Below are 13,172 nucleotides of genomic sequence, written 5' to 3'. Positions count from 1 at the left end.
CATGTGACATTCTCCTTCCGATCGATAGGGTATTGGGTTTGTATGGACGGAGAATGTCCGCGAACAAAGATATACCAATTGTTCGATGAGCGGTTCCTCAAGGATAGATAATGTGGCGTGTGGCTACTTGAAGCTGCATGATGCGGTACATATTGGAGATGGTACCGATGCGTAGTTTGTCTTTCACCTCATAGTAGTCGGCGCAGGTGCCGCATACGATGATGGGGATACCGTACTTCTTGTTCAGTTCGGCCAGTGTTTCGGCCGTGTCCGTGCCCTCGACGGCCAGCAGCACACCCGTATTGTAGAGAATGATATGCGAAGGAAGCCGATCCAGCTCGCCGATGGCATTGACGAAAGCGCGCATCAGGATGGAGCCTAACTCATCGCCCCCGGAGCCCATCCGATTGCTTTTGGCCACGATGAGATAGTCGCCCTGTGCCACCGCATGCGGATGCTCGGTCGGGCAGGAAGTCGGGGCCGGTTCTTCGATATGGGTCGATACCCGAAAGGTGAGCGTTGTATAGTCGCTCTCTTCGGATTCGATGGCGATGGCTCCCAATTCGCCGATATAATCTCGGAGGTTGCATTTTGCCGTTTCATTGTCAGTCATTACGGAGATTTCCTCTCCAACGGGGGTGCCGTCAATGGCTTTCTTGAGTAAAATAAGGGGGAGGGGGCAGAGTTTCCCCCGAGTATCTACCACTTTCATGATTGTAAACCTTTTATATGAGATAGTTCCAGTAGTTTGATGGCTGTTTCGTGAGGTGTATCCGTTTCTGCCACCAGTTGGGCAGCGGGGCTTTCCCTGAATTCGGCCAGCGAGTGTGCATAGGCTTTGTCATAGTAATCGAGAGCCAAGGATACGGCCTCTTCCAGTCGTCCTTCCTTGAGGGCTGTTATGGCCTGTGTCGTAGCGGCTCCTCCCATCCGGCGAGCGATATGCTCGAAAGAGCTTGTCAGAGCCTCTGCATCGTACACGCCGTACTCTTTGGCAATATGGGCGATGCGTACGGGACGAGGAACAGACAGCTCGATCAAAGGGGCCTGACGCATGATTTTGTAGAAATCGTCCGGAAGAAATACGCGTCCGATAGTCTTGCTCTCGCTTTCCATCCATATCGGACGATTCGGATCACAAGCGGAGAGAGCATCGTGCAAGAGATTCATGAAATGTTCGGTGGTCGGCTGCTGCTCTTGCCCCAAGGCTCCGAAGGCAGACCCTTTGTGGTGGGCCAATCCTTCCAGATCGATCACCTGCTCCCCCATTTGGGAGAGTTCGTTCAGGATGGGCGTTTTTCCTGATCCCGTATAACCGCCTAAGACGATGAAACGCCAAGGGCAAAGATTCAGAATGTCGGGGAAATGCCGGCGGTATGCTTTGTATCCGCCACGGAGACGACGGATGCGAAGTCCGGCTACGGATAGCAGCCAAGCGACACTCTCGCTTCGCATACCTCCTCTCCAGCAGTAGAGGATGATGTCTCTGCCGGCAGCAAGGGAGCGAGCTTCACGCACCATCTCGGCCATACGCGGCCCAACGAACTCCAATCCTCGCTCTATGGCCGCCTGGCGACTATGTCTGACATAGAGCGTACCTACCTCGGCTCGTTCCGCATCCGCAAACAGGGGGAAACTCTCTGCACCCGGAATATGTCCGCGGCGGTATTCTTCCGGAGAGCGGACGTCCAAAACGAGAGAGTCGGAGCGGTTGGATAAGAAAAAATCGGTGTCAATCAGCATCGGAAAAATGTCATTTCCTTAGTTATGAGGAACAAATATACAGATTATCCTTTGCTGCCTTTTCCGTAAGTTTGTGTCCATGAAAGAATTTATCATATCCGAGGCACGAACCGAGCCTACCGTCCTTGTCGGACTGATTACTCCTCAGCAATCGGAAACTCAAGTGCGAGAGTATCTCGATGAGTTGGCTTTCTTGTGCGAAACAGCCGGAGCGCAGCCGATAGCCCGCTTCACCCAGAAACTGGATCAGCCCAATTCCGTAACCTTTGTAGGCAAGGGCAAATTGGATGAGATACGTGCCTATGTGCAGGAGAACGAGATCGGTATGGTGGTGTTCGACGACGAACTGTCGCCCAAGCAACTGCGCAACATCGAAAAAGAGCTTCAGACCAAGATCCTCGATCGTACAGGTCTTATCCTCGATATATTCGTCCGTCGGGCACAGACGGCTCATGCCAAAACGCAGGTAGAGCTGGCTCAGTACCAGTACATGCTGCCTCGACTGACGGGGCTGTGGACTCACCTCGAAAGACAGCGTGGCGGTGTCGGTATGAGGGGCCCGGGTGAAAAGCAGTTGGAAACCGACCGCCGTATCGTCTTGGACAAAATAGCTCGGCTCAAAGAAGAACTCAGGGACATCGACAAGCAGAAATCCATGCAGCGCAAGAACCGTGGCAAGATGGTACGCGTTGCTTTGGTAGGCTATACGAACGTCGGGAAGAGTACGCTGATGAATGTCCTCTCCAAAAGTGAGGTCTTCGCCGAAAACAAGCTGTTTGCCACGTTGGATACGACGGTGCGCAAGGTGATCATAGACAATTTGCCCTTCCTGCTGAGCGATACAGTCGGGTTTATCCGCAAACTGCCCACACAGCTGGTCGAATCCTTCAAAAGTACGCTTGATGAGGTGCGCGAGGCAGACTTGTTGGTGCACGTAGTGGATATGTCCCATCCGGCATTCGAGGAACAAATAGAAGTGGTGAACCAAACTCTGGCGGAGATAACGGCCGGAGAGGAAAAGCCGATGCTTCTTCTCTTCAACAAGATCGATGCATTCTCTTTCACTCCCAAAGACGAAGACGATCTTACTCCCCGAACGAAAGAGAACATAAGTGCCGAGGAGCTGCAGCAGACCTGGATGGCCAAGCTTGGGAATGACTGCCTGTTCGTCTCAGCGAAGAAAGGCACCGGGATGGATGCTCTGAAAGCACTGCTCTATGAAAGAGCCAAGGCGATCCACATTACGCGCTTCCCCTACAATGACTTCCTGTTTCAGGACTATTCCGAGGAGATGGAATAAGCCGATACCTCTCCATCGGCTTGCAAAATTCTCTACCTTTGATAAATTGTTGGTTTTAAGACCGTGAAAATTTTGCGGCTCTGCGTATCAACCTTTTCGATCATTAATAACAATAAACGATCAGTTGCACTGTGGACGTATCTGCATATCCTTTTTTTCGTCGCGATATGAGTTGGCTCTCCTTCAACGAACGCGTGTTGATGGAGGCGGCCGACCGGACACTGCCTGTTTATGACAGGATAAAGTTCCTATCCATCTTCTCTTCAAATCTGGAGGAGTTCTATACCGTACGGGTGGCCTATCATCAGGCCGTACTACAGAAACGGCGCGACAGGAGTGAGGCCGAAGAGGATTCCGATGCGGATGCTCATATCCTGCAAGCTATTCGAGAGACTGTAATCAGACAGGACGAGCTGTATTATCGTGTTTTCTACGATCAGATCCTGCCCACCTTGGAGGAACACGGTATCCGATTGCGTACGCATGCCCCCACTCATCCGGATCATAAAGCCTACCTGCGTCGTTTCTTCCACGAGGAGATTTTCCCTCTGCTCTATCCGATGCTGTTGCTGCCGAGCAAGGTACGTACGTTTATCCGTTCGGGTAGGGTGTATCTGGCTGTTCGGCTCAAAGAAAAAGAGACGGACGAGGCCTACAGCTATGCACTGCTCAATGTGCCTACCGATGGCCTTCCTCGCTTCGTAGAGTTGCCGCGGCTCCAGACCGACACGTTTTATTACTACTCTTTTCTGGAAGATATTATCAAAGAGCATCTGGATGTAGTCTTCCCCGGGTATGAGGTGATGGACAGCTATTCGATCAAAGTATCCCGCGATGCCGATTTGCTGTTGGATGCACAGCGTCCTGAAGATTTGCCCGGAGAGATTCGCAAGAAGGTGAAGACCCGCAAGCTCGGTGCTCCTACGCGATTTATGTATGACGGGCGCATGCCCGACGAGGTGCTGCGATACATCTGCAGTTCGTGCGACATCGATCCGGAGGAGGCGATTCGGAGTGGAAACTACGTCAATCTGCAAGATCTGGCTATGCTGCCCAATCCGTTTGCCCCCAGACTGGAGACACTCACGCCGGAGCCTCTCCTCTCGAAACATTTGGAGCAGGCCCCTTCTCTGATGGAAGGCATTCGTAGGAAGGACTACCTGATTCATGTTCCTTACTATACGTACGACTATGTCGTGCGTCTGCTGATGGAAGCGGCCATCTCACCGGATGTGTCGGAAATACGCCTTACGCAGTATCGCGTAGCGGAAAATTCGTCCATTATCAGTGCGTTGGAAGCGGCTGCACAGAGTGGAAAGAAGGTATCTGTCTTCGTGGAGCTGAAAGCCCGATTCGATGAGGAAAACAATCTGCGTTTGTCAGAGCGTATGCGCCGTTCCGGGATTCGGATCGTTTATAGTATGCCCGGGCTGAAAGTTCATGCCAAGACGGCTCTCATCCTTTATCATACGCCTGCGGGCGAACGTCCGCAAGGCATCGCTTTACTCTCTACGGGGAATTTTAATGAGACCACTGCTCGTATTTACTCCGACACTACGCTGATGACTGCCAATACGGACATCGTGCACGATGTGTACCGTCTCTTCCGTATTTTGGATGGGGATCCCGAGCCGGCACGATTCAGTCGCCTGCTTGTGGCTCGCTACAACATGAGCGAGGCCATTACCAATCTGATCGAACGCGAGATAGAAAACGTGAAACGTGGCAAGCGTGGCTATATGCTTCTGAAGATGAACGGCCTACAGGACAAAAACGTCATCACACAGCTTTATCGGGCTTCCGAGGCCGGTGTGGAGATCGATCTGATCGTGCGAGGCATCTGCTGTTTGGTGCCTGATATGCCACAGAGTCGCAATATACGTGTCACCCGATTGGTGGATATGTATTTGGAGCACAGCCGTATCTGGTGCTTCCACAACGGAGGGAAAGAAGAGGTATTCATCTCTTCGGCCGACTGGATGAAGCGCAATCTTTACAACCGCATCGAGACTGCCTGCCCTGTGCTGGATCCTGCTCTACGGAGAGAGATTATCGACATATTGGAGATTCAGCTTCGCGACAATATCAAGGCTTGCCGGATCGATTCTTCTCTCAACAACATTTACAAACACAATAGTGATGAAAAGCCGGTTCGCGCACAAGCTGCCATCTACCGCTATCTCAAAGACAAAGAGGAAGCTACTCCTGCTGCAAAATAAATGATGAATAAGACCCATTTCCTCCGCATCCTGCTGTCATTGGCAGCCGTTTGTTTCTCGTCTCTATCCCTCGTGGCTCAACGACATTCGGAAGCCTTCGAGCGTTGGCATCGCGACAAATTCAGCCTTTTCATCCATTACGGCCTCTACAGTGAGCTTGGAGGAGTTTGGCAAGGCAAACCTGTGAAGAACGGATATAGCGAACAGATCTACTCTTTCGGAATACGCGATATGAAGCAATACGAGCCGGTGGCCAAGCGGTTCCGCCCCGGCAGATGGGATGCCGATGCCATAGTGGCTTTGGCTCGGAAAGCAGGTATGAGGAGTATCGTGTTTACTTCCAAGCATCACGATGGCTTCTGCATGTATGGCTCGGCTGAGACTCCATTCAATATCGTGGAAGCCACACCTTCGCGTCGCGATGTAATGAAAGAATTGAGCGATGCTTGTCAGCGTTCGGGTATGAAGTTCGGCGTTTACTTTTCTCTTATCGATTGGCATTTTCCGGAAGCCAATCCGATCAGCGATCACAACGCAGACCGGATTACCCCGGCACATCACCAATACAATATGCGTCAGGTGAGAGAGATCCTCACAGGTTACGGCCCCGTCAGCGAATTGTGGTTCGATATGGGATCGCTTACGCCCGAGCAGAGTGAAGAGCTGTATCGTCTGGTGCATGAGCTGCAGCCCGACTGTATGGTCAGCGGACGCTTAGGCAATGACCGAGCGGACTTTGCCGTCATGGGAGACAATGAACTTCCTACCGAGCCGATTGCCATCCCTTGGCAGACGGCGGCATCCATGTTCCCCGAGACATGGGGCTATCGTTCATGGCAGGAGAGAGGCACTATTCGGGACAAAGCGCGTGAGAAGTTCGAAGATCTGGTGCGAGTGGTGTGCCGTGGGGGCAATTATCTGCTGAATATAGGCCCTGAAGGTGACGGATCCGTCTTGCCATACGAATCGGAGGTGTTGCTGGCCATGGGCGAATATCTCGATATGTACGGAGAAGGTATTTACGGCACGGAACGCTCTCCTTTTCCCGAACTTTTGCCCTTTGGCGAGGTTTCGGTTCGCGATTCCATGCTCTATCTGTTTGTCCGTCCGGACATGGCCAGCAAGGAGATATTCATTCCGGTAAATGGAGAGTATCTGGAAGAGGTGAGCAATTTGACCAACGCTTCACCGCTCGATATGAACATTCGCAAGACCGGTGTTCGTATCCGGATGCCTGCAAGCATGCCAAAGTCTTTCCTTGTGCTGGCTCTGGCATTCAATAGAAACGATTTTGTACTGGCAGACCGCCCGCAGAGCTATCCCTTGCATACGGCCAATAGCTCTCGAATATACGGGCATAGCTGCTGGGACTACTATACGGGATTCAAGAGTGTAACGGGTATGAAGTGGCAGGCGGTTTCTGCTCCCCATATGATTATATATACGGACAAGGAAGCCGGCAAGACACTACGCCTCTCGGTAGGATCTCAAGACCGAGAGATCACGTTGGCTGGTGGAAAGTCCGAGGTTGTAACGGCTTCGCACGACAGCCTGTCATGGGGCAAGCCCTATGTTCGGCGAGTGGGTGGGGTATTCGGAATGATTCCTGACAATATCCTCCGAGGCGATTCCATCCCTCTACCCTTACCCAAAGGGTGGGAAGAAATGCCTATAGGACAAGTGGAGAAAAAGCCTTGGGGAGAGATCAGCTCCTGCCTGCTGGTGCAGGATATTGTGTCCGACAAGGAGCAGACTGTGCCCTGCCACCTCACTTTCGGCAATGGCGTATATGTGACGCTCAATGGCAAGCAAATCACTGCCGAACTGATTCGGGAGACCGGTGTGCCTCATGAGCTAACTGTCTGCCTGCCATTGCAAAAAGGGAAAAATCGGTTGGCCGTGAAGTTTATGAACAGATTCGGAGAAGAATTGATACGAGGCATCAGCTGGCCTAAGTCATACACTCGCTATATATTGCCCATTGAAGGGTTTCCATTGGTGAAAGCCGGAAAGTCGGGGATCCCCATCGAGCTTCGTCCGGCGTCCGTTCGGTATCAGGGTACGCCTGCATCTATTCCTAATATAGTCCTGCTTTAATCGGGTAAGCGGGGGCTTGAGACGAAAAAGATGAGGTAAAAACGGAGAATTTGTTGTACAGTTAAAAATATCCTTTATCTTTGCGCTGTCTTTCAGGAAGTCAATGGATTTTTCTTTGCAGAGACATTGCCAAGAGGGCCTATAGCTCAGCTGGTTTAGAGCATCTGCCTTACAAGCAGAGGGTCATAGGTTCGAATCCTATTGGGCCCACTCGATGGCAAACAAAGCAACGATGACCGAGAAAGATGATAAAGGGGCCTATAGCTCAGCTGGTTTAGAGCATCTGCCTTACAAGCAGAGGGTCATAGGTTCGAATCCTATTGGGCCCACCTTTTTTTCAAGCCGTGCAAGCATCGATGATTCTTGTGCGGCTTTTTTGTTTTAACTAAAAAAGAAGAAAAAAACAGATGAAACGACTGATTATTTTTCTGGCAATGGGTGGCTCGCTGTTCACCCTTGCGAAAGCACAAGTAGCAAACACTGCATCAGACGCTCCCCAAAAGGACTGGACTATAAAAGGTGTGACCGGACTCAATGCCTCCCAAACCTCTTTGACGAATTGGGCTGCCGGTGGAGGAAACACGGTGGCGGGGAACCTCTATTTGAATATAGATGCCAACTACCTGAAAGGCAAATGGAGTTGGGACAACGGTCTTCGCACAGATTTCGGTCTGACCTATACGACGGCCAATAAATGGAACAAGAGTGTAGACAAGATCGAACTCTTCACGAAGGGTGGCTATGAGATCGGCCGCAATTGGTACGGTAGTGCTCTTTTCACTTTCCTTTCACAGTATGCTAAAGGATATGAGAAGCCCTCTGATCACCTGACAGGAGTAAAGCATATCTCTAATTTCTTTGCTCCAGCTTATTTCACTCTTGGTGCCGGTGCGGACTACAAACCCAATGAGAAGTTTTCTCTCTACCTCTCTCCTGCAACAGGTAAGCTGACGGTAGTGGCTGACGACTACCTGTCCGGCTTGGGTGCTTTCGGTGTGAAAGCCGGTGAAAAGACCCTGTTCGAGCTTGGTGCCTTGGTAGTTGGTTCGGCCAACATCAATCTAATGGAGAATGTCAGCCTGATAACCAAGGCTTCGTTCTTCACGGCTTATACACATGACTTCGGCAACATCGACATCAACTGGGAGGCTATGCTGGCAATGAAGATCAACAAGTTCCTCACAGCTACGGTAGCCACCAACCTTATCTACGACGATGACGTGAAGATCAACGATGGTCCGAAAATCCAGTTCAAGGAAGTTGTAGGCGTGGGTGTTGCGTACACTTTCTAAATAAAGAATCTCAATTTCTGACAGCGAAGGCTGCGACTGCCTGCAAAGGATGGTCGCAGCCTTTGATGTTTTTGCTTGGATTGACTTCGTTAGGAGAGTAGATGCCAAAATAAAAATTACGTCCGAGAATCTTAGCTTTTTAGTACCTTTAGGCTGTGATAATATTCAGATCTGCTACATGAAACAATCGGGGACGACTGCACGCAAGCTAACGATATTCTATGTCGGTATGCTTCTTTTCTTTTTGATCGGACTTTGGCTTTTCGCCACTATCGGGAAAGAGCTTGAACCCAATATGGCTGATCAGGTTGTGTCTGTCCATGGGCGAGGCGGATTGTCGGGTGCATTCGATTCTTTCAGCGAGTCCGTACACCATCATTTCACCGGTACTATCGGTATCCTGTTATTGCAGATCATCGTTATTCTTACGGTGGCGAGGCTCGTAGCTTGGTTCTTCGGAAAAGTCGGCCAGCCTACTGTAATCGGAGAAATCGTGGCCGGTATATTGCTTGGCCCATCTCTTTTGGGAGCCGTTTGGCCTCAAGCTTATGAAGCTCTTTTCCCTTTGTCCAGTTTGGCCAATCTGGAACTGCTCAGTCAGTTCGGCCTCATCTTGTTTATGTTTGTCATCGGTATGGAGCTCAATATAAATGATATCAAGCCTCGCTTCAGCCAGTCGATGATCATCAGCCATGCGGGTATCTTTATCCCCTTTCTCTTAGGTTTGCTGATCAGCTACATGACATACAAGGATTATGCTGCCGACACCACAACCTTCCTCCCTTACGGCCTCTTTATCGGTATCTCGATGAGTATCACGGCTTTTCCCGTATTGGCCAGAATCATACAGGAGCGCCAATTGGGGAAGAGTCACCTCGGGATGCTTTCTATCAGCACAGCTGCGGCAGGAGACATTTCGGCTTGGTTGATGCTCGCCGGAGTAATGGCTATTACCCAAAGCGGTAGCTTTCTCAGTGCCATATACAACTTCCTCTTCCTCATACTCTACCTCTTGGTTATATTCGGACTCATACGGCCTTTCTTCAAAGTAATCGGACGGCTCTATGACAATCAGGAGGTCGTGAGCAAAACGATGATCGGCTTTATTTTCGTTTTGCTGTTGGCTAGTGCCTATGCCACCGAACTATTGAGTATGCATGCCCTGTTCGGTGCTTTTATGCTCGGCTTGGTGATGCCGGAAAACCTCAAATTCCGGAAGATTCTGACAGAGAAGGTTGAAGATGTCTCCCTTACCCTGTTCCTCCCCTTATTTTTCGTTAGTTCCGGTTTGCAGACGAAATTGGGATTGCTCGATAGTGCTTCCCTCTGGCTGCTCACCGGCGCGTTCACCTTGGTGGCGATCATCGGTAAGTTCGGCGGTACCTATGTGGCAGCGAGGATCTGTGGAGAGAGGAAGAAAGCATCGCTTTACTTAGGAGCGTTTATGAATACGCGTGGCTTGATGGAGCTTGTCGTGCTGGCTATCGGACGCGAGTTGGGTATCCTCCCTCCGGTTATCTTCACTATTCTGGTGATGATGACACTGATCACCACTTTCATGACCACTCCTTTGCTCCGACTTATAGATCTTTTCTTCAAGCGTGAGACCCAGCTTGAGAATGCAGCACTCCAGAAAGAAAACAGCGGAGCGGTATTGCTTTCGTTCGGACGAGCTTCGAGCGGTGCCCATCTGCTCCATGCTACAGATCTTTTGATGCATCGGAATGATGAGAAACCCTCTGTTACGGCTCTTCATATCACGGTCGGAAGCGACACGAATCTGACCTCTTCGGAAGTGTATGAGGAAAGAGCTTTTGCCCCTATTCTTGAAGAAAGCGATCGGAGGAAGCTCCCGATCAGAACTCTGCACCACCATATTTTCGAGCATCCTGAAGCAGAAGTGGTTCGTACGGTCAATGACGGTGGCTACAGCTTCCTGCTGGTCGGTGCGGGTATCAATTTGTCCGACCGAAAGAGCGACAAGGAGTTGTTGTATTTCCGCAGAAAGTTGCAGAAGAAAATAGGCCCTATCTCCATTGCTCCTCCCGAAGCCCTGTTGAATGCGCATGAGATGCTGAGGGATAAAATGCATTACTTCATCGAGCAGACGCAATGCAGTGTGGGTATTTTTATTCATCGTGGATTCAAGCATGCGGGTAAGATCTTGCTCCTGATGGAGAACGAAAGTGACGAGGAACTCCTCGTCTATGCCCGTTCACTGGCTCGCAACAATGGCAGTGTGCTCGATGTGCTGCCCGAGACCGACGGTTTGCTGCCGGCTCTATCCACGGGAGAAAACAGACTGAAAGCCGGATTGCCATCGACAATCAATATCAGTAGCTACCACTTTATGCTCGTCAGCTACCGCTATTGGTTGCGCTTTGCCGATGAGTGTCCGAGCGTGATCGAGCACTTGCCCTCCACTATTATTATCCATCATCGAAATAACCCCTCTTCGACATTGAAAGCTGCAATGGCATGAGAATAATCGAACAAGATCCTTGGCTGCGCCCGTACGAATCAGTAATAGAAAGCAGACTGAAATACGCTCGCAAACGAGAGACGGATTTGACCGGAGGAAGATCCGGTGGATTGAGCGACTTCGCCAATGGACATCTTTATTACGGACTTCATCAGGAGGGGGATTCGTGGGTGATTCGTGAGTTCGCTCCCGAAGCCACCGCCGTATATCTGATCGGCGAACTTTCGCGCTGGCGTAGATTGCCGCAGTTTCGGTTTGCTCCTGTGGACGAAGTGGGTTCATGGGAATTACGGATTCCAAACCGACTGCTTCCTCACGGCTCTCGTTACAGGCTCTTCTTCGAATGGCCCGGCGGTGAAGGAGAGAGGATACCGGCTTGGTGCAACCGTGTAGTACAGGATCCTGAAACTTATCTCTTCTACGCCCAAGTGTGGATGCCGGGTCTTCCCTACGAAATGAAACACCCTCGTCCCAACCGTAAAGACGAGCCGCTGCTGATTTATGAATGCCATATCGGGATGTCGTCCGAGGAGGAGAAGGTCAGCACATACGAAGAGTTTCGGCGCGATGTCCTCCCCCGTATCTGCAAGGACGGCTACAACGCCATACAGCTCATGGCAGTACAGGAACATCCTTATTACGCATCGTTCGGCTATCATGTGTCGAGCTTTTTCGCTCCGAGCAGTCGTTTCGGGACGCCCGAAGATCTCAAGCGTCTGATCGATGACGCCCATGGCCTCGGTTTGTACGTGATCATGGATCTGATACATTCGCATGCGGTCAAGAACGAGGTCGAAGGCTTGGGTTTGTATGACGGCACGCATACCCTTTTCTTCCATGAAGGCAATCGCGGACTTCATCCGGCATGGGATTCGTATTGTTTCGACTACGGTAAGGACAACGTACTGCACTTCCTCCTCTCCAACTGCAAATACTGGCTGACAGAATTTGGATTCGATGGCTTCCGTTTCGATGGTGTGACCTCGATGCTCTACTATAGCCATGGACTCGGCGATACGTTCGACAATTACGACAGCTATTACAACGGCCATCAGGACGACGATGCCATTGCTTATCTGATCCTGGCCAATAAACTTATTCACGAACTTCGCCCCGATGCAATCACGATAGCCGAAGAGGTAAGCGGCATGCCCGGATTAGCTCTTCCCTTGGCAGATGGCGGATATGGCTTTGACTACCGTTTGGCCATGAATATCCCTGATTTCTGGATCAAACTCATCAAAGAGTATCGTGACGAAGACTGGAATCCCGGCGACATCTGGTATCAATTGACCAATCGCCGTCAGGAGGAAAAGACGATCAGCTATGCCGAGAGTCACGACCAGGCTTTGGTCGGGGACAAGACAATCATATTTCGCCTGATCGATGCCGATATGTATTGGTATATGAACAAGCAGAGTTGTGTACATAGCGTGGACAGAGGCATCGCACTGCTGAAGATGATCCGTCTCTTCACCGCCACGACGATGAATGGTGGTTATCTCAATTTCATGGGCAACGAATTCGGGCATCCCGAATGGATCGACTTCCCTCGCGAAGGGAATGGCTGGTCTTATAAGTACGCCCGCAGGCAGTGGAGTCTGGCCGATAGCCCTTTCTTGCGCTATGCAGGTCTGCACTTGTTTGATCAGGATATGATAGCCATGATACAATCGGTAGAGAGCTTTCACAAGCTCCCTTTGCGCGAATACTGGCTCAAGAGTGAAGAGCAGGTGATCTGCTTCGGTCGAGGCGATTTCTTCTTCGTTTTCAATTTTCACCCCGAACGTTCTTATTCGGATTATCCCATCCCTCTTCCGGCCGGTAAGTATTCGGTAGCGATGAGCACCGATGCACGGAAGTACGAAGGTTTCGGCCGTGTGGACGAATGGGTGGAGCACTTTACCCTTCCGGATGGGAGTAAAGATCGGCTTACTCATGGACAGCATCTGAACCTCTATCTGCCGGCTCGCTCTGCTCTCGTCCTGAAGCTTGCCGACTGACAGCTTGCCCTCTCCTTTTTTCAAATCCCTCCCTCT

At 50.8% G+C, this 13,172-nt stretch carries 8 protein-coding genes and 2 tRNA genes; 8 read left to right on the top strand and 2 right to left on the bottom strand.

Going from position 1 to position 13,172, the window contains the following annotated elements; translation table 11 throughout:
* Positions 1-97 precede the first annotated feature (97 nt).
* Together yedF and mnmH are read right to left on the bottom strand one after the other, a co-directional pair.
* Complete coding sequence (gene yedF, locus HQ49_RS05460; RefSeq protein ID WP_039418832.1) at positions 98-712, bottom strand: sulfurtransferase-like selenium metabolism protein YedF; 615 nt, start codon at positions 710-712, stop codon at positions 98-100.
* Positions 709-1,743: a tRNA 2-selenouridine(34) synthase MnmH gene (mnmH, locus tag HQ49_RS05455; RefSeq protein ID WP_039418831.1), complete on the bottom strand. Its 1,035-nt coding sequence runs from the start codon at positions 1,741-1,743 to the stop codon at positions 709-711. Before mnmH ends, yedF begins: the two co-directional genes overlap by 4 nt.
* Before the next feature lie 79 nt (positions 1,744-1,822).
* Here mnmH and hflX point away from each other — a divergent pair, with 79 nt between their 5' ends.
* The 8 genes from hflX to HQ49_RS05415 all read left to right on the top strand — a co-directional run bounded on the left by hflX (position 1,823) and on the right by HQ49_RS05415 (position 13,136).
* Positions 1,823-3,043: a GTPase HflX gene (hflX, locus tag HQ49_RS05450; RefSeq protein WP_039418830.1), complete on the top strand. Its 1,221-nt coding sequence runs from the start codon at positions 1,823-1,825 to the stop codon at positions 3,041-3,043.
* Between the two features lie 131 nt (positions 3,044-3,174).
* A complete protein-coding gene (locus HQ49_RS05445; protein WP_080745554.1) occupies positions 3,175-5,262 on the top strand; it encodes an RNA degradosome polyphosphate kinase in 2,088 nt (695 codons plus the stop codon).
* A gap of 3 nt (positions 5,263-5,265) precedes the next feature.
* The gene (locus HQ49_RS05440; protein ID WP_039419018.1) at positions 5,266-7,359 is read left to right on the top strand and encodes an alpha-L-fucosidase; all 2,094 of its coding nucleotides are present in this window, start codon (positions 5,266-5,268) and stop codon (positions 7,357-7,359) included.
* Positions 7,360-7,494: 135 nt separating this feature from the next.
* Positions 7,495-7,569, top strand: a tRNA-Val gene (locus HQ49_RS05435).
* A 44-nt stretch (positions 7,570-7,613) separates the two neighbouring features.
* Positions 7,614-7,688, top strand: a tRNA-Val gene (locus HQ49_RS05430).
* Positions 7,689-7,766: 78 nt separating this feature from the next.
* Positions 7,767-8,651, top strand: a complete 885-nt coding sequence (locus HQ49_RS05425; RefSeq protein WP_039418828.1) for a DUF3078 domain-containing protein — start codon at positions 7,767-7,769, stop codon at positions 8,649-8,651.
* A 178-nt stretch (positions 8,652-8,829) separates the two neighbouring features.
* Positions 8,830-11,133, top strand: a complete 2,304-nt coding sequence (locus HQ49_RS05420) for a cation:proton antiporter (RefSeq protein WP_039419017.1) — start codon at positions 8,830-8,832, stop codon at positions 11,131-11,133.
* On the top strand, positions 11,130-13,136 hold the full coding sequence (locus tag HQ49_RS05415) for an alpha amylase C-terminal domain-containing protein (RefSeq protein WP_039418827.1): 2,007 nt from the start codon (positions 11,130-11,132) through the stop codon (positions 13,134-13,136). Before HQ49_RS05420 ends, HQ49_RS05415 begins: the two co-directional genes overlap by 4 nt.
* Positions 13,137-13,172: the final 36 nt, after the last annotated feature.

This window comes from Porphyromonas gulae (assembly GCF_000765945.1).
GTDB classification, from domain to species: domain Bacteria; phylum Bacteroidota; class Bacteroidia; order Bacteroidales; family Porphyromonadaceae; genus Porphyromonas; species Porphyromonas gulae.
The sequence above is the reverse complement of the archived record's forward strand: the minus strand, read 5'-3'. Positions and strand labels throughout refer to the sequence as shown.